14 protein-coding genes are annotated in these 18099 nt (G+C 68.3%); 8 read left to right on the forward strand and 6 right to left on the reverse strand.

Going from position 1 to position 18099, the window contains the following annotated elements:
• Positions 1-16 precede the first annotated feature (16 nt).
• Genes KVS69_RS04730 through KVS69_RS04745 form a run of 4 tightly spaced genes read right to left on the reverse strand, consistent with a single transcriptional unit; the run spans position 17 to position 4730 of the window.
• Positions 17-1057, reverse strand: coding sequence for a spore coat U domain-containing protein (locus KVS69_RS04730; protein WP_217537312.1), 1041 nt, complete (start codon positions 1055-1057; stop codon positions 17-19).
• Positions 1054-3387 (reverse strand): fimbria/pilus outer membrane usher protein, encoded by a 2334-nt coding sequence (locus tag KVS69_RS04735; RefSeq protein ID WP_217537373.1) that lies wholly within the window; start codon positions 3385-3387, stop codon positions 1054-1056. The genes KVS69_RS04730 and KVS69_RS04735 overlap by 4 nt, the downstream gene beginning before the upstream one ends.
• Before the next feature lie 46 nt (positions 3388-3433).
• The gene (locus tag KVS69_RS04740) at positions 3434-4189 is read right to left on the reverse strand and encodes a molecular chaperone (RefSeq protein ID WP_217537314.1); all 756 of its coding nucleotides are present in this window, start codon (positions 4187-4189) and stop codon (positions 3434-3436) included.
• Between the two features lie 7 nt (positions 4190-4196).
• Entirely contained in the window at positions 4197-4730 is a 534-nt protein-coding gene (locus KVS69_RS04745) for a spore coat U domain-containing protein (protein ID WP_068850508.1), read from the reverse strand.
• Between the two features lie 261 nt (positions 4731-4991).
• On the opposite strand from KVS69_RS04745, the gene map reads away from it, so the two are divergent.
• From map to dapE, 6 genes are all read left to right on the forward strand, one after another.
• Positions 4992-5765, forward strand: coding sequence for a type I methionyl aminopeptidase (map, locus tag KVS69_RS04750; protein WP_210131471.1), 774 nt, complete (start codon positions 4992-4994; stop codon positions 5763-5765).
• A gap of 2 nt (positions 5766-5767) precedes the next feature.
• Entirely contained in the window at positions 5768-8407 is a 2640-nt protein-coding gene (locus tag KVS69_RS04755; RefSeq protein ID WP_217537316.1) for a [protein-PII] uridylyltransferase, read from the forward strand.
• On the forward strand, positions 8407-9459 hold the full coding sequence (gene dapD, locus KVS69_RS04760; protein WP_068850514.1) for a 2,3,4,5-tetrahydropyridine-2,6-dicarboxylate N-succinyltransferase: 1053 nt from the start codon (positions 8407-8409) through the stop codon (positions 9457-9459). The genes KVS69_RS04755 and dapD overlap by 1 nt, the downstream gene beginning before the upstream one ends.
• A 159-nt stretch (positions 9460-9618) precedes the next feature.
• On the forward strand, positions 9619-11322 hold the full coding sequence (locus KVS69_RS04765) for a hypothetical protein (protein WP_217537318.1): 1704 nt from the start codon (positions 9619-9621) through the stop codon (positions 11320-11322).
• A gap of 13 nt (positions 11323-11335) precedes the next feature.
• Positions 11336-11698 carry a Spx/MgsR family RNA polymerase-binding regulatory protein gene (locus tag KVS69_RS04770; protein ID WP_217537320.1) on the forward strand — a complete coding sequence of 121 codons (363 nt, stop codon included), beginning with the start codon at positions 11336-11338 and terminating at the stop codon, positions 11696-11698.
• Positions 11695-12840 carry a succinyl-diaminopimelate desuccinylase gene (gene dapE, locus KVS69_RS04775; protein WP_217537322.1) on the forward strand — a complete coding sequence of 382 codons (1146 nt, stop codon included), beginning with the start codon at positions 11695-11697 and terminating at the stop codon, positions 12838-12840. Before KVS69_RS04770 ends, dapE begins: the two co-directional genes overlap by 4 nt.
• A gap of 100 nt (positions 12841-12940) precedes the next feature.
• On the opposite strand, the gene KVS69_RS04780 is transcribed toward dapE, so the two are convergent.
• Positions 12941-13624 carry a pentapeptide repeat-containing protein gene (locus KVS69_RS04780; protein ID WP_217537324.1) on the reverse strand — a complete coding sequence of 228 codons (684 nt, stop codon included), beginning with the start codon at positions 13622-13624 and terminating at the stop codon, positions 12941-12943.
• Between the two features lie 72 nt (positions 13625-13696).
• Positions 13697-14569 (reverse strand): tetratricopeptide repeat protein, encoded by an 873-nt coding sequence (locus tag KVS69_RS04785; protein WP_217537326.1) that lies wholly within the window; start codon positions 14567-14569, stop codon positions 13697-13699.
• 329 nt (positions 14570-14898) lie between these two features.
• On the opposite strand from KVS69_RS04785, the gene asnB reads away from it, so the two are divergent.
• Positions 14899-16593, forward strand: coding sequence for an asparagine synthase B (asnB, locus tag KVS69_RS04790; RefSeq protein WP_217537328.1), 1695 nt, complete (start codon positions 14899-14901; stop codon positions 16591-16593).
• 99 nt (positions 16594-16692) lie between these two features.
• Positions 16693-18087, forward strand: a complete 1395-nt coding sequence (locus KVS69_RS04795; RefSeq protein WP_093533182.1) for a cation:proton antiporter — start codon at positions 16693-16695, stop codon at positions 18085-18087.
• The last annotated feature ends 12 nt before the right edge of the window (positions 18088-18099 follow it).

The raw sequence follows: 18099 nt of genomic DNA on the forward strand, positions 1-18099 counted from the left end.
TGAGGGGGCGGCCGATTCAGTAGGTGATCGTCACCTTGATCTGGTCGCTGTAGCTGCCGGCGGCCACTGCGCCGATTGTGGGCGGTGCACGCCCATACACGGTCAGGGTCTGGGCGCTGCCGGTTCCCGTGCCCGAGACCAGGTCCACGTTGGCGGTGCTGCCCCAGCGCTGGGTGCGGGTGCTTTCGCGGTACAGCGCATAGGGAATGAAAAAGGCCGGGTTGGTGGTGTGCCGCATGCGCCGCACGCTGCCGTTCGCGTACAGGCCGTTGTCCAGCGCGATGGTGTAGGCGGTGCGGTTGAGGCAGGTCAGGCCGATGGTCGACGTGCGGTCGATGTTGGCGGTGATCGTGCCGGCACTGCTGCCGAAGTCCATGTCGGTAGTGACATAGGCACTGCACTGCGGCAGCACGGTGGCGGTGACCGTGAACGGGAAGCCGCCGGTGGCGGTCTTGTGCCCGCTGACGCCGGTGGCCGTGGTGCACGCCGCCGGCGCGGTGGCCGTGCCCAGCAGGACCTCGTTGTAGGCATATTCCAGGCGGACGTCGGCACCGCTGAACGCGGTGCTGTAACTGCCGGCCGCCAGCGTCTGGCTGGCTGGGATGCGACCGTAGATGGTCACGGTGACCGCGCCGCTGCCGCCGGTGAGCAGGGGCACCGAGTAGTTCAGGTCCACCACCTGCGGCCCGGGCGAGGTGCCGGGGGTCAGACCCCATATGGTGCTGTAGGCGGCGCTGGTGAACAGCTGGAAGCTGAGCGGATCGGCGGTGGTGTTGGTCATCCGCCGCAGCGGTGAAATGGCCACGCCGGTGCTGCCCACGCCGATGCCGATGCAGGCGCGTACCGACGCCGTTGCCAGCAGGCTCAGCGCGGCGGTGTTGCAGGTGATGGTGAACGTGGTGGTGGTGAAGCTGGGCGCAGCGGCGGCGTTTCCGACGTTGCCGAAGGCGGCCGTGACCGGGGTGGTGGTGGTGCAGGTGGTGTCGGCGCGGGCCACGCCGGCGCCCACTAGCCCGGCCAGTGCCAGCACCCCCCCCAGCAGCAGGCGCAGGCTCATGGCCCGGCTCCGGCCACGCAGCGCAGCGGCCCCAGCCGCAGCGCGGCGCTGCCCGGCGCCGGGCTGACCGGCACGCGCACTTCGCAGCGCCCGTCATCGGTGTCCACCTGCAGCACTGCCTGGGCCGGCAGATCTTCCAGGTAGACCTCGCCGTCGTAGCCCACCGTGGCGCTGCGCTGGTCCGGCAGCCGCACCTGGCTGCCGGCGGGCACGGGCCGGTCCTGCGAGTCGTGCAGGACCAGTGTGATGGCGCGGGTGCGGCGCAGTCCGAAACTGACCCCCAGCCCGGCGCTCTGCCGCGGCGTCACCAGCGTGTCCACGCGGTCGGCACGCATGTCGGCCGGCAGCTCCAGGGTGTCGATCGAAATCCGGTTGCGCTGCCAGGACAGCAGCGGGGTGACCAGCAGCATGCCGTCGTCGTCGGTCACCCCGATCACGCGGTTTTCCAGGCGGACCGGTACGCCGCCCACGCCGTTGGTGGAGACCACCGCGAACGCGTCGGGTACCTCGCGTGCGGCGAACAGGTGCCCCCCCATCCAGACCACGCTGCCGCTGGCGTTGGCATAGGCGAAGTTGGCATCGCCCTGGCGCGCCGCGCCCAGCGAGTAGCGGCCCACCCGGTTCAACCAGCCGGCTTCGACCAGCCCCCCGGTGCCGTCATCGCCCTGCCGGGCCTGCACGCGCCAGCCGTAACCGCCCTGGCCGCCATCGCCGGGCACCGGCTGGGACACATCCACCGTGTACAGATTGCGGTCGCCATTGCGCTGGGAGGCCAGGTTGCTCTGGCGGTTGTTGCCCAGGCTGGCCGACAGCGACAGGTACACGCTGCGATCGGCGTTGTCCTCCAGGTTCTGGTTGAACGAGGCGTAGGCCGACCAGCGTTCGGAGAACGTGCGGTTCCAGAACACGCTCGCGTAGCGGCGGTCATCGCCATCGGGGTAGGACAGGCGCAGGTAGCTGGCGCTCAGCGAGCCCAGCCGGCCCAGGCTGGCACCGGCGGTGACCTGGTCGGTCACGTCCGGTGGCAGCGCACCCTGCAGGCTGCCCAGGTCCTGGAAGTCACCATGCGTGCGGCGGGTGGCGGCGTTGAGGTTGAACACCCGGTTGTTCCAGCTGTACCCCAGCGCCCACTGGCCTCCCTGCAAACCGTCGCGGCGGCTGTGCGCATAGGACGCGTTGACGACGCCGGCCTGGCCCAGCTGCCACCAGCCGCCCGCGCCGGCGCTGGCCACGCCGCCGCCGCCTTCGGCATGCAGTTCGGCGGTGAAGCGGTTGCTGACCCCGCGCCGCCAGGTGGCGCTGCCCACGGTGGCACTGTCGTAGGCGAACGAGCGGATGCCGTAGTCGCGACGCATCCGGCCCACGCCCGCCGACCAGTCCGAGAGTCCTTCAGCCAGCAGCTGCTGGGTGCCATAGAAGGCAAAATCCAGGGTCTGCATGCGGCCGTAGGCATCGGTGATCACCACCTGCGCATTGCCGGTGCCGCTGATGCCCGGCTGCGCGGCCAGCTGGAACGGCCCCACCGGCACCTCGCCGTTGTACTGGCGCAGGCCGTCGACATAGAGCTCGACGTTGGAGGGCACCACGGCCTCGCCCAGGAAGCTCGGGGTGGGGGTGAGCACACGGTAGGGCTGCAGGCCGTAGTTGCGCCCGATCTGGATGCCGCCCATCCGCACCGGGCGGCTCCAGTCAACGAAGCCGCTGAAGAAGTCACCGACAGTCAGGGTCAGTGCGTTGTCGGGAAAATCCAGCTGCCATGCACTGTCCAGGCGCACGCTTTCACCGCGCCAGTCGCTCCGTCCATCCTGGTAGGTGCGCAGCAGCTGGCTGCTGCGCAGCACGCCGCGGCCCATGCCGAACACCCGCCATTCGGTGGTGAGCGCCAGGTTGCCGGCGTCCTGGTTGTGGCTGGCATAGACGTCATAGTTGAGCAGGGCGCCTGGCGAGGCACTGGCCGTCGGGGTGCTCTGCGTGGCGGCCCCTAGTTCGGTAACCGGCAGGTTGAGCTGTTCGAGGGGGATTTCCAGCGCCAGGGTCTGCAGGGAGGCGTCGTAGCGCATCACCAGCCCGGTGAGCTGGTCCAGTGCAACTGGCGCGCCGTCGGGCGCGGCGAAGCCGAGCTGGCGCAGCACGGGCGGATCGGCGCGCAGCTGGCCCGCCAGTTCCGTGAACGGCAGCAGGCCGCGGGGGCTGCCGTTGAGGGTGACGTCCAGGTACAGGGTCTGCGGTGCGGTCAAGGGCGTGGGCGCCGGCAGCATCACATCATCGGCGGCCCCCAGTTCGGCGCTGGCGGCAGGCAGTTCGGCCGCCCATGCCGGTGCGCCCGGCATTCCAGACGAGACCGCGCCGGCAGCCAGGGCGACGCGCACGCAGGCCTCAGCGAGCCGGTGGCGTCGGGGACAGGGGAGTGGCTTGCGCGCCGCCATTGATCTTCGCCGATAGCGTGGCCCCGGCCAGCCGCGTCGCAGGAATATCCAGCGGCCAACGCATGGTCTGGCCGCTGAGCACGTAGCCGATCAGGCCGGGCTGGAAGACCTGCGGGCGATCCGGCGGACCTACGGCCAGATCGGCCAGTTGCGCATAGCCATCGCCACGGTTGTGCACTTCCAGCACCACCTTGCCATCGGGCTGGATACGCACGCTGCTCTGCAGCTCGGGCTTGCCTGCGGCGCTGCCATCGGGCTGGATGAACACCGGCAGCGAGTAGCGCAGCACGAACTGCATGCCCTGGCGGTTGGGGTCCAGCGTGGGCACCTCGTCGACGATGACCCGGTACGACAGCTGTGCGTCGGGCGCTTCCGGCTGGGCGCGCACGACGCGGATCAGCTGCTGCTGTCCGGCCGCGAGCGACTGCATGGGCGGGCTGACCACCAGGTCTGAGGTGGGGTCGAGCTGGTCGCGGCCGTCGCGCTGGGTCCAGCGGAATACGCGGGCCTGCACGCTTACCGGGGCCGACCCGCTGTTGCTGACCCACAGCGCTTCGGCGTTCTGGCGGGCGCTGAGCTGCAGCGAGGTAGGCGCAACCTGCAGGCTGGCGGCCCGCAGGCCAGGCATGCCAAGCACGACCAGCAATGCACAGGCGCAGACAGCCGCCGTGGAGCGCGGTACGCGCCCCCGTTCGAGTGCTGACATGGCGGCCTCAGTACGAGATGGTGGCGGTGACCGTGTCCTGGTAGGTACCGGTGGCGGCGTTGTTCACGCTGGGATTGGCCACCTGGCCATAGATCGGGTACGCCTGCGCCAGGCCGGTGCCGGTGCCGGCCACCGTGTTGGTGCCGGTGGTGGCGCCCCAGACGTTTGCACGGCCCGCGTCGGAATACAGCTGGTAGCCGACGAAGTTGTTGGTGGTCACCGCCGCATCGGTGTTGCGCATGCGCCGGGTGGTGACGTCATTGGCGGTCGCGGCGTTGGAGCCGGCGTTCAGCGCGATGGTGTACGGCGTCAGCGCCGAGCACTGCGCAGTCACCGATCCCTGGGCGTTGGACGGGGTGGTGGCGGTGGACAGCGCCGTGCCGAAATCGACATCGGTCGCGGCGGCCGCGGTGATCGTGCAGGCCTTGGTGATGATGATGCGCACGTTGAAGGTGGTGGTGTCGGCCGCCATGGCGGGCGAGGCCAGGGCCACCAGGCCAAGGCTGAACAGCAGGGGACGCGGGGCGCGAAGGAATCGCATGGTCTTCTCCTTGGACGGGGGTCCTGGATGAACGAATCGATGCCGGCGTACTGCAGGGGGAGGGCGCCAGGGGCGGCGCTGACCCCCTTATAAAAGCGAACTTGTAGGGGGGGTGTGAGGAAAACTGGCCGGTTTTCACAGTTTTTCCGTTTCCAGCCCACCAAGGCCCTGCCGCTGTGGGGGGCTTCGACCCGAACGCGGGCTGTCAGCGTTCCAGCCCTTCCCGTTCAGAATGGCCCCGGATCAGCGATAATGGGCGCCATGAGCGTGAATCTGAAAACCCCCGAGGAAATCGAACTGATGCGCGTCGCCGGCCGCCTGGCCAGCGAAGTGCTCGACATCGTCACCCCGTACGTCAAGCCGGGCGTGACGACCGAAGAGCTGGACCGCATCTGCCACGACCACATCATCAACGTGCAGAAGGCCACGCCGGCCAACGTCGGCTACCGTGGCTTCCCGAAGACGGTCTGCACATCGGTCAACAACGTCATCTGCCACGGCATCCCCAGCGAAGCCAAGGTCCTGAAGGACGGCGACATCGTCAACATCGATGTCACCGTGATCAAGGACGGCTGGCACGGCGATACCAGCCGCATGTACTACGCCGGCACGCCATCGACGATGGCCAAGCGTCTGGTCGACACGACCTACGCGGCCATGTGGGCCGGTATCCGTGCGGTGAAGCCGGGCGCGACGCTGGGCGACATCGGCCACGCGATCCAGTCGCTGGCCGAAGCCGAGCGCTTCAGCGTGGTCCGCGAGTACTGCGGGCATGGCATCGGCAAGGTCTACCACGACGAACCGCAGGTGGTGCACTACGGGCGTCCGGGCCAGGGCCTGGTGCTGCAGCCGGGCATGACCTTCACCATCGAGCCGATGATCAATGAAGGCACCCGCTACAACAAGGTGCTTCCCGATGGCTGGACCGTGGTCACCAAGGACCGCAAGCTGTCGGCGCAGTGGGAGCACATGATCGCGGTCACCGAGACCGGCGTGGATGTGCTGACCCTCTCGCCCGGCGAATCGCAGGTCTGAGCATGTTGCCGGCGAGCCCGACCCTGGACGCGCCGGCCGACGCCGTCGCCGACCCCGAGTGGGCGGCGGAGGCTCGCCAGACCCTGCAGCAGGCCGACGCGCGCCTGTACCGGCGCTTCGACCAGAACGACAACATCGAGCGGCTGCTGGCGCTGCGCGCCCGCGCTGCCGACCATCTCATCCGGCTGGCCTGGCAGCGCTGCGTGCCGCCCGATGCCGGGCTGGCGCTGTTTGCGGTGGGCGGCTACGGGCGCGGTGAACTGTTCCCGCGCTCGGACATCGACCTGCTGGTGCTGGGCGCGCCCGAGGCGCAGCGTCGGCATGAAGCGGCCTTGGCCCGCCTGTTCGCGCTGCTGTGGGATTGCGGCCTGCCGGTCAGTCATGCAGTGCGGTCGGCGCAGGAATGCGTGCAGGCCAGCGCAGACCAGACCGTGCTCACCGCCTTGATCGAATCGCGCCCGCTGGTGGCCGACGAAGCGGCGCGCCAGGCGCTGAAACAGGCCGTCAACCGCGAGGGCCTGTGGCCGCCGCGCGAATTCTTCCTGGCCAAGCGCGACGAACTGCTGGCCCGCCACCAGCGATTCGGCGACACCGCCGACAACCTGGAACCGGACATCAAGGATGGTCCGGGCGGGTTGCGCGATCTCAATACGCTGGGCTGGATGGCACTGCGCGCGTTCGGCGTGCGCGAGCTGGAAGCGCTGGTCGGGCTGGGACACCTCGGCCCCGATGAAGCCGCTGCACTGCGCCGTGAGCGCTGCGCGCTGGCGCAGCTGCGGTTCGGCCTGCACCTGGTGGCCAACCGCCCGGAAGAGCGCCTGCGCTTCGATTACCAGAAGACCCTGGCCGCGCGGCTCGGCTTTGCCGACGACGTGGAGAGCCTGGCGGTCGAAAAGATGATGCAGGGCTTCTACCGCAGCGCCACCGTGGTGCGGCGGATCAGCGACCGCCTGCTGCAGCGCTTCGAAGAACAGTTCGACGGGGAGGCCGTGCCCGAGCCGGTCAGCGTTGGCTTTTCGCTGCGCCGCGGCTACCTGGCCGCCAACGACCCGCAGTGGCCGCAGGGCGATATCGAGCAGGTGTTCGCGCTGTTCTCCAGCTGGGCCTACAACCCCGACGTGCGCGGCCTGCACTCGCTCACCGCGCGGGCCTTGGCCGAAGCGCTGGCAGAGCTGCCGGCGTACACCGAGGCCAGCACTGCCGCGCGCGAACAGTTCATGACCCTGCTGCGCAGCCCGCGCGCGGTGGATACGCTGGCGCGCATGGCCCGCCTGGGCGTACTGGGGCAATGGATTCCCGCCTTCGCGCAGGTGTCGGGGCGCATGCAGTTCGACCTGTTCCACGTCTACACCGTTGACCAGCACACCTTGATGGTGCTGCGGAACATCGGCCTGTTCGCCACCAGCCGGGCGGACGAGCGTTTCTCCATTGCCCACGAGGTCTGGCCGCGGCTGCGCAAGCCGGAACTGCTGCTGCTGGCCGGGCTGTTCCATGACATCGCCAAGGGCCGCGGCGGCGACCATTCCGAACTCGGCGCGGTGGATGCCCGCGACTTCTGCCAGGCGCATGCGCTGAGCGGTTCCGATACCGAACTCGTGGCCTGGCTCGTCGAGCAGCACCTGCGCATGTCGGTCACCGCGCAGAAGCAGGACATCTCCGACCCGGACGTGATCCACCGCTTCGCCACGCTCGTGGCCAGCCGCGACCGCCTCGACTACCTGTACCTGCTGACCTGCGCCGACATCGCCGGCACCAGCCCCAAGCTGTGGAATGCGTGGAAGGATCGGCTGCTGGCCGACCTGTACTTCGCCGCGCGCCGGGCGCTGCGCGATGGCCTGGAAAACCAGATGCCGGCCGCCGAGCGTGTGCTGGAGGCGCGCGAGAGCGTGCGCGCGCTGGTGCGCGAGCGCGGTTACGACGACGCCACCATCGACCGCCAGTTCACCGTCATGCCGGATGAAAGCTTCATCCGCCTGCGCCCCGAGCAGCTGGCCTGGCAGGCCGCCGCGCTGGTGCCGGTCAAGCAGGGCCAGACCCTGGTCAAGGTGCGCCGGATCACCGTCGACGACGATGCGCTGGAAGTGTTCGTGCACTCGCCCGACCGCGACGGCCTGTTCGCTGCGATCGTGATGACCCTGGACCGCAAGGGCTATGGCATCCACCGGGCGCGCGTGCTGGATGGCCCGGTTGACACCATTTTCGATACCTTTGAAGTGACCCCGGCCGACAGCTTCGCCGATGGCGATGCACCGCGGCTGGAAGCGGCGCTGCGCGAGGCGCTGGCCGGCGACCTGTCGCGGCTGCGCCCCTCGCGGCGGGTAGTGCCACGCCAGTTGCGCCATTTCCGCTTCGCCCCGCGCATCGAATTCCGCGATGCCAACGACAACGACACCGGCGGCACCCGCTTCAGCCTGGTCGCACCCGACCGCCCCGGGCTGCTGGCCGATGTCGCCTTCGTACTGCGCAACCAGGGCCTGCGCGTGCATGACGCGCGCATTGCCACCTTCGGCGAACGCGCCGAAGACATGTTCGTGATCAGCGATGAGCACGACCACCCCCTGACCGAAACCGCCCGGCAGCAGCTGCATGACGCCATGCTGCGCTGCCTGGACCCTGATCGAAACGCCGGAGACCCCCACTGATGGCCACCAAGCCTGCCAAGAAGACTGCCGCCAAGACCGCGGCGGCCAAGAAGACCGTTGCCGCTGCCCCGGCCGTGAAGAAGACCGCTGCGAAGAAAGCCGCGCCGGCCGTGAAGAAGGCGCCGGTCAAGAAGACCGCGGCCAGCAGTGCTGCGGAAACGGCGGCCAAGCGCGCCGAGAACATCGCGCGCAAGTCGCTGCGCAAGCCGGCCACCCCGGGCGTGGAAGAACTCAAGTTCGGCATCGAAAGCGCCTTCGAGCGCCGCGCCACGCTGACCCTGCATGAAATCGAAGGCTCGACCAAGCCGCTGGTCGGCCGCGTGATCGATGGCCTGGAAACCGGCGAGTTCCGCGTGGCCGAGCCGGATGGCCACGGTGGCTGGAAGGTCAACGAGTGGCTGAAGAAGGCGGTGCTGCTGTACTTCCGCGTGAATGACATGGCGGTGGTCGACGCGCGCCCGGCGCCGTTCTGGGACAAGGTGGAATCGCGCTTCGCCGGTTTCGACGAAGCAAAGTTCCGCCGCGCCGGCGTGCGCGTGGTGCCCGGTGCCATCGCGCGCCGCGGCAGCTACTTCGGCAAGGACGTGGTGCTGATGCCGAGCTTCACCAACATCGGCGCCTACGTCGGCGAAGGAACCATGGTCGATACCTGGGCCACGGTGGGCTCGTGCGCGCAGATCGGCAAGCACTGCCACCTGTCCGGCGGTGCCGGCATCGGCGGCGTGCTCGAACCGCTGCAGGCCAGCCCGACCATCATCGAAGACCATTGCTTCATCGGTGCACGTTCGGAAGTGGTGGAAGGCTTCGTGGTCGGCCACCACAGCGTGATCGGCATGGGCGTGTTCCTGGGCCAGAGCACCCGCGTGTACAACCGCGCCACCGGCGAGATCAGCTACGGCTCGGTGCCGCCGTACAGCGTGGTGGTGTCCGGCCAGCTGCCGTCCAAGGACGGTTCGCACTCGCTGTACTGCGCGGTCATCGTCAAGCAGGTCGACGCCAAGACCCGCAGCAAGACCAGCGTCAACGAGCTGCTGCGCGGCCTGGCCGACTGATGCGGTGACGCAATCGGGGCATCGCCACGATGCCCCGATGACGCTTTCACCGCGCGCTGTGGTGCGGCTTCGCAAAGCCGGTCACAGCTTGACGCACGCATTGCCCAACGCCCGTGCTCGCGTGCCTATGCTGCGCTTCCCCAGGCAGAAGGCGCTTCCGTGGAAAACGTCAGCAATGCGGTGTCGGTGATCCGCTATCCGATTCAACCGCTGCCGCAGGTCGCTGCGGATCGTGCAACGGTCGACAACGCGATTCTACCGACTGGCATTTACAACCTTCCGGGCTTCGCCGGCATGCCCAACGTGCCTGCCGGCGAATATGGCGTGCGCCTGACGCAGGCCGACTACGTCATTTCAGCGCTGTATCAGAAGATCGTGAAGCACGGTGATCTGTCCATGATCGACGCGGACCTGGATACGATCGTGCGCGTGATGTCCGGCAGCGTCGGCTTTGGCGACACCGAAGACGAACAACGCGCCTCCAACATCTACATCGGCAAGGCGCTCAACATCCTGTGCCAGCAGGTGCGCCGTACGTCCGGGCCGCCCTGCGATGGAAATCGTCTGCTGCGCGCGACCCAGCGCTGCGTTGAAACGATCCGGGCCCGCCAGGAGTTCACCCTGGAAAACGCCAGTGTGATGATGTTCCACCTGGGGGAGCTCATCAACCATCCGCCTCTGCAACGCTGCTGCAGCGCGACGATCACCGACCACCTGGCCCCGATCTTCGAAACCCTGCTGCGGCAGCATCCGATCCACGCCATCGAGGGTGCGACGCTGGCCTTCGGTCTGGTCAGCGCGCTGCGCGCGTCCGAGCATCTGATGACGCGACCGCAGGGCGCGACCCTGCCACGCCCCGCCGCCGACAGCCTGTTGTTGACCGTGCCGTCGCTGCTGGAGGCGCAGCCGGATCTTCTGCTGGGGTGGGAAAGCCGGACCCTGGCCCTGGTGGCCAAATACGGTGTGCAGTACCTGCGGCGGCTGGCGCAGCTGAGCCGGGGCCGCGGGCGCCTGGTCCAGGGCAACGCGCTGCAGATCAACGCAGCGCGCGTGCTCAAGCCGATCATCGAGGAAGCCCGCCAGCCGTCGCGGCGGATATGGGACCAGCGCGATGGCGATTACCGCGGCCTGGGCCAGGACAAGCAGCTCCGGGACTACCTGGCCTATGCCACGCATTACTACTGCCGGTGGCTGACGCAGCAGCCGGAATGGGTGCAGTCGCGGTTGACGCTGCAGGAGGCGCCGCGCCAGGTCGCCGACAACCCGGCCAATGGCCGCAGCTTTGCCAACGTGGTGCAGCGGGGCAGCGGCGTGGCGACATTCACAGAGCAGGCGTATCCCGTCCCCGCACCGTTCGTCGCAACACCAGTGCGCCGGCCGCGGTCCACCGAGATTACCCACCTGGAACCCCCCAGTGCGCTGGCCCGGTTCAGCCAGGCCGCCGGCGATCTGGTCCGGCTCGCCGAGGACGCAGACCGCTTCGACCGCGAAGACGCGGTATCGGCCACCAACGCATTGATCGTTTCGATCGAGGCGGGGCGGACCGCCTTGAACGACGCCTCCCGCGTGCAGATGCTGCTGGACATGGACGCGGTGTGCATGCGCCTGTATGCGGCCGATCCGTTCGATGCTCCGCAGTACCGGTGGCAACTGTCCAGCATGCGTGGCTTCCTGTCCTCGCAGCTGGCGCTGCTGGTGGATCGGGAAGGACGCCCGCTGATGGGGACCGACGTGCCGTTCGACTCCGGCCTGTCGTCGTGGCAGCGCTCCCTGCTCACCGAACTCAACAAGTACGATGCATCGTCTGACCTGGATGCCGGAGCCTCGGCAGGGCAGGGCTATACTGGAAGCCAGTACCCATGACCCACTGTCGGCAATGACCACCACCGTTTACGGATTGAAGAACTGCGATACCTGCAGGAAGGCCAGTAAGTGGCTCGACCGCTTCCAGGTGCCGTACACCTTCGTCGATTACCGCGACGTCAAACCCACTCCCGAAACGCTGCTGGACTGGGCGGCCCAGGCCGGTGGGTTCCCGGCGCTGGTCAACCGTTCCTCCACGACCTGGCGGCAGCTGCCTGAGAACCGCAAGGCGGCGGCCTCCGACGCGGAGTGGAAGCTGCTGCTGCGGGAGTATCCGCAGCTGATCAAGCGTCCGGTCGTCGTGAGCGCGGACGGCGTGATGACCCAGGGCTTTTCCGACAACGGGTTCAAGCAGCGGTTCGGAGTGGGCGCGTGAACGACGTTGTTGCACTGACCTGCGACCTGATCGCCCGGCCGTCGGTGACGCCCGAGGATGCTGGCTGCCAGGCACTGCTGGCCGGGCGCCTGCAGCAGGCCGGCTTCACCTGCGAACACCTGCGCCTGGGCGAGGTCGACAACCTGTGGGCCACGCACGGGCAGGGCGCCCCGGTGCTGGTGCTGCTGGGCCATACCGACGTGGTGCCGAGTGGACCGGTCGAGGCGTGGACCAGCGATCCGTTCGATCCGCAGATCCGCGACGGCGTGCTGTATGGGCGCGGCGCGGCGGACATGAAAGGCAGCGTGGCCGCATTCGTGGTCGCGGCCGAACAGTTCGTCGCCGCCCATCCGGACCACCCCGGCACGCTGGCAGTGCTGCTGACCAGCGATGAAGAAGGCGATGCCATCGACGGCGTGCGCCGGGTCGCAGACCTGTTCCGCGAGCGCGGCCAGAAGATCGACTGGTGCATCACCGGCGAGCCGTCCTCCACCGCCGTGCTCGGCGACCTGCTGCGGGTTGGCCGGCGCGGCAGCCTGTCGGGCACGCTGACCGTCCAGGGCGTGCAGGGTCACGTGGCGTACCCGCACAAGGCGCGCAATCCGATCCACCTGGCCGCTGCGGCGCTGTCCGAGTTGACCGCGCGGCATTGGGATGATGGCTTCGAAAGCTTCCCGCCGACCAGCCTGCAGGTGTCCAACATCCACGCCGGCACCGGCGCCAACAACGTGATTCCCGGCGAGCTGCAGGTGCTGTTCAACCTGCGCTACAACCCGCTCTGGAACGCGCCGAAACTGGAGCAGGAGATCACCGCGCTGCTGGACCGGCATGGCCTGGAGTACCGGCTGAAGTGGCACCGCAGTGGCGAACCGTTCTACACCCCCGAAGGTACCCTGCGCGGGGTAGCCCGCGAGGTGCTGGGCGAATTCGCCGGCGCTGCGCCGGGAGAGAGCACCGGCGGCGGCACCTCGGACGCGCGCTTCATCGCACCGCTGGGCGCACAGTGCATCGAAGTGGGGCCGGTCAACGCCAGCATCCACCAGGTGGACGAGAACGTGTCGGTGGCCGACCTGGAGAAGCTGCCGGAACTGTACCGGTGCCTGATCGAGCGCCTTCTCACCGAAGGTAGAGCCGACTGTTAGTCGGCTGCTCTACGCGCAGAACCAACGTCCCCGCGGCGGCCGGCAGCCGACTAACAGTCGGCTCTACCTTTGGCTTTACCTTCGGCTCCGCCGGCCCGGATCACGCCACGATCAAGCCAAACGCGGCCAGCGCTGCGCCCGCCTGGCGCTGTGAAATCACCGCCTTCTTGAAGTGTTTGCTGTCCATCACGTTGAGCCCGGTGATATCAGCACCGCGCAGGTCGGCGCCGTCGAAGCGGGTCAGGCGAATCTGCGCGTTGCGCAGGCTGCCGCCCTCGAACACGGCATCGCGGAAATCGCAGCCGGACAGCTCTGCATCGGAAAAATCCATTCCCTGCAGCGTGGCCTTGCGGAACGACAGCCCACGCAGGTCCGCACTGACCAGCAGGCAATCGCGGAACTCCAACGCCCAGCCGGTCACCTCCTGCAGGTGCGCGCCGGTCAGCTTGCAATCCTCGAACCGTACCGATGACAGCGTGGCGCGGCGCCAGTGGCTGTTGTTCAGATCGCAGTGCGAAAACACCGCATCGCTGAGCAGGGCCGAGCTGAAATCGCACTCGCCGCCCCGGCATTTTTCCCAGCGGCTTTCCTCCAGCGAGGCGGCCAGCCAGGACGTGCCCGCTACCGAGCAGCGCGTGAACTGGAAACCGTCCATGTCCAGCCGCGAGAAATCGGCATTGTCGAAGCGGCAGTCCTCGAACACGGCCGCACGCGGATGCGCGGCGACGATGGCGTGCATGCGGGCGCGGGAGAGGGTTTCATCACGGAACGTGGCGGTACTCATGCCGCCCATTCTGGGCGAAGCGCGCGCCCGCCGGCAGACTTGAAGGTCGCCGGCGAGTGTGTACAGCCCGGTTCAATCAAACGTCCAGAACGCCGGTTGGATGCCCTTGCGCCAATACGATTCACCGGCAAGGAAGAACTTCTGTGCCTCGGCCTTGGCAAACCATCCGGCGGCCGCCGCCTCATCCCGCGGCACCCCCGGCGGCGCACGGCCCAGGAGCAGGCCCGTGAAGTACTGGCCGAACACGTTGCCCTGCTGGGCGGCCTTGCGGTAACACTGCAGCGCCATCGCAGGGTCGCGTTCGATGCCCAGGCCCATGCCCCTTTCGTAAAGCGCGCCCAGGTCCACCTGGGCCTGGGCATCGCCGCGCGCCGCGCGCCGCTGGATGTCGACCACCAGCGGGTGCAGTGCACCGGCTTGCGGGGCAATCGCGGCGGGCAGGCCCGAACTGCTCGTCGAATAGCGCTGGTAAACCGTGGCGCGCAGGTCCCAGCGCAGTGCCGCGGCCGCGTGGCCACGTTCGCGTTCGAATTTTGCAAGCGACAGCATCGCGCCCGGACTGCCGTGGTTGGCTGCGGCGAGGTACCAGCGCCCGGCCTTGCGCGGCGACGCGCGCAGGACCGGGGGCGGCGTGTCTTCAGGGCGACGGCCGGTGTACATCGCACCGCTGGCCCAGATCCGCCCCAGCGCTTCTTCCGCAATGGTATTGCGGAAACTCCAGGGCGTGGCGGCCGCAGCGCGCTCATACCAGTCCAGCGCCCGGCGGTCGTTCCAGCGTTCATAAAGTTCGGCCAGCTCCAGCATGCCCTCGATGTCGCCGCGCTCGGCGGCGGTGAGCCACTTCACTTCGGTATCGCTCGTCGGGCGGTTGGGGGCGGTGGTGCAGGCGGCCAGCGCCAGCAGCGCCAGCGCGGAAAGCGACAGGCGGAAACGAAGGGGATTCATCCGTGAGTTCCAGGAGGCAGGCGTGGATTATCCGGGACGGGGCACGTCAGGGGCTGAATCGGTTGCGCCCGCAACAGTTGCGCCACGGCCAGAACAACGGTACGGTCGATCCATGTCCGCGCTCCTGGCCACCGCCGTCACCACCAACAACCGCAATAACCTGCGCGCGAATAATCGTGCGCGGCCAATGCGGGACTGCGACCAGGGCTAGAACAAGCAACATACGCCCGGACCCCAGAGAACCCGCATCGGCCGATGCGGGTTTTTTTGTTTCTGGCCGGTCGAATGCAGGCATTACGTGTATTCCCCCATCATCAGGAGCTGTTCCCATGTGTTCGATCTTCGGAATGTTCGGCCTGCAGGCCGGCGATGACCTCACCGCGCTGCGCCGCCACGCGCTGGACCTGTCGCAACGCCAGCGCCATCGCGGCCCGGACTGGAGCGGGGTATACGTCGATGACGGCGCCATCCTGGTCCACGAGCGGCTGGCCATCGTCGACCCGGCCGGCGGCTCGCAGCCGCTGCTGTCCGACGACGGCAGCCTGGCCCTGGCGGTCAACGGCGAGATCTACAACCACCGCGAACTCAAGGCCGAACTGGCCCAGCCGTATGCGTTCCAGACCGGCTCGGACTGCGAGGTGATCAACGCGCTGTACCAGGAGGACACCCCGGCCTCGTACCTGAACCGCCTCAACGGCATCTTCGCGTTCGCGCTGTGGGATCGGACCCAGAAGCGCGTGCTGATCGCGCGCGATCCGATCGGCGTGGTGCCGCTGTACTGGGGCCACGACAAGGACGGCCGCCTGCTGGTGGCCTCCGAACTGAAATCGCTGGTGGATACCTGCGCCGACGCCGCGCAGTTCCCGCCCGGCCACTGGTATGACAGCGCCACCGACACGCTCACCCGCTACTACGAGCGCCCGTGGCGCGACTATGACGCGGTGGAAGGCGTGGACGCTGATCGCGTTGCACTGCGTGAAGCGTTCGAGCGCGCCGTGCACCGGCAGCTGATGACCGACGTGCCCTACGGCGTGCTGCTGTCCGGCGGTCTTGATTCCTCGCTGGTAGCCGCCGTGGCTGCACGCTATGCCCGCCACCGCATCGAAGATGGCGACCAGAGCGAGGCCTGGTGGCCGCGCCTGCACTCGTTCGCCATTGGCCTGAAGGGCTCGCCCGACCTGGCCGCCGCTGCCATCGCCGCCGAAGCGCTCGGCACGGTCCACCACGGTTTCGAGTACACCTTCGAAGAAGGGCTTGATGCGCTGCCCGACGTGATCCGCCACGTGGAAACCTACGACGTCACCACCATCCGCGCCTCCACCCCGATGTTCCTGCTGGCGCGACGGATCAAGGCGATGGGCGTAAAGATGGTGCTCTCCGGTGAGGGCAGCGACGAAATCTTCGGCGGCTACCTGTACTTCCACAAAGCGCCCAACGCCCGCGAGTTCCACGAAGAGCTGGTGCGCAAGCTGGATGCGCTGAACAACTACGACTGCCTGCGCGCCAACAAATCGATGATGGCCTGGGGCGTGGAGCCGCGCGTGCCGTTCCTGGACCGCGAGTTCCTCGACGTGGCGATGCGCATCGATGCGAAGCACAAGATGGTCGGGCAGGGTGCCGGTGGCGCGCGCCGGATCGAGAAAGCGGTGCTGCGCGAGGCGTTCGAAGGCTACCTGCCGGATTCGATCCTGTGGCGGCAGAAAGAGCAGTTCAGCGATGGCGTGGGCTATGGCTGGATCGATGGGCTCAAGGCGCACGCCGAAGCCCAGATCAGCGACCGGGTGATGGCCGCAGCGGACAAGCGCTTCGTGCACAACCCGCCGCAGACCAAGGAGGCGTATTACTACCGCCACGTGTTCGAGCAGTACTTCCCGACCCAGGCCGCGGCCGAAACCGTGCCCGGCGGCAAGTCGATCGCCTGTTCGTCGCCGGCCGCGATCGCCTGGGACGCCAGTTTCGCCAGCATGGCCGACCCGTCCGGCCGCGCCGTTGCCGGTGTGCATGAGCAAGCCTTGGCTGGGTAGCGCCGGCCGTTGGCCGGCCCAGGCAACGGTCGCAGCGTTCATGTGGGCCGGCCAACGGCCGGCGCTACCGGGTAACATTCCCCCTTCATGCATTGGGGAATGTTCATGGACGTACAGACCGGAGGCAGCGTGCCGCGGATGAAGTGGGGTTGGCATTACCTGGCCTGGGCCGGGATTCCGCTGGTCATCGGCCTGGCGCTGGCACGCTACGCCGGCCCCGAGCTGCCGGCCGTGGCCGCCAAGGCCGAACCGGTGGTGGGCAGCGACTGGGCCCACCACCTGGCCTCGCCGTTGGGCCTGTTCCTGCTGCAGCTGCTGGTGCTGCTGGTGGTCGCCAAGGGCGCGGGCGCGCTGTTGAAGCGGCTGGGCCAGCCGGCGGTGATCGGCGAAATGGCCGCCGGCCTGATGATGGGCCCGCTGGTGCTGGGGAGCCTGCTGCCGGGCCTGCACGGGGCGCTGTTCCCGGCCAGCTCGCTCGGCCCGCTGGGCATGCTCAGCCAGCTGGGCGTGCTGATGTTCCTGCTGGTGGCGGGTGCCGAGCTCGACCTGGGCGGGCTGCGCGGCCGCCGCCGTTTCGCCTTCACCGTGAGCCATGCCGGCATTGCCGTGCCGTTCGTGCTGGGTGTGCTGCTGGCGATCTGGCTGTATCCCGAACACGGGCCGCAGGGCGTGGGCTTCACCGCCTTTGCGCTGTTCGTGGGTATTTCGCTGAGCATCACCGCGTTCCCGGTGCTGTTGCGGATACTCGCGGACCGTGGCATCACCCAGACCCCGCTGGGACAGACCGCGATTGCCTGCGCGGCGCTCGGCGATGCCACCGCATGGTGCCTGCTGGCCTTGATCGTGGCCGCCGCCCAGGCCACCGGCTGGGTGCCGGCCAGCCTGAGCCTGCTGTGCGTGGTGGTGTTCATCGCGCTGATGCTGGGCGTGGTCAAACCGTGGTTCTCGCGCCAGGTCATCCAACCGGGCAGCGAAGGCCGCTGGCTGCTGGGCATGCTGCTGCTGTCGCTGGGCAGTGCACTGGTTACCGAAGTGCTGGGCATCCATGCGTTGTTCGGCGCGTTTGCGGCCGGCGTCGCCGTCTCGTCGAATGCGCAGCTGCGCGGGTTGTTGATCGCCCGGGTCGAGCCGTTCGCGGTCACCCTGCTGCTGCCGTTGTTCTTCGCCATGACCGGCCTGCGCATGCGCGCCGATGCGCTGCAGGGCAGCGACCTGCTGCTGTGCGCGGTGGTGATCGCGGTGGCCACGCTGGGCAAGCTGTTCGGCACCTGGAGCGCCGCGCGCAGCGCAGGCATGGGCAACCACGAGGCCTGGAAGCTGGGCGCGTTGATGAACACGCGCGGCCTGATGGAGCTGATCGTGCTCAACCTGGGCTACGAGCTGGGCTTCCTCGGCGACCGCCTGTTCGCGGTGCTGGTGATCATGGCGCTGGTGACCACCGCCATGACCGGCCCGTTGCTGAGCTGGATGGAGCGCTGGAAGGTGCGCGCGTAACCACCGGATGGC

The organism is Stenotrophomonas sp. GbtcB23 (assembly GCF_019091045.1).
GTDB classification, from domain to species: Bacteria; Pseudomonadota; Gammaproteobacteria; order Xanthomonadales; family Xanthomonadaceae; genus Stenotrophomonas; species Stenotrophomonas rhizophila_A.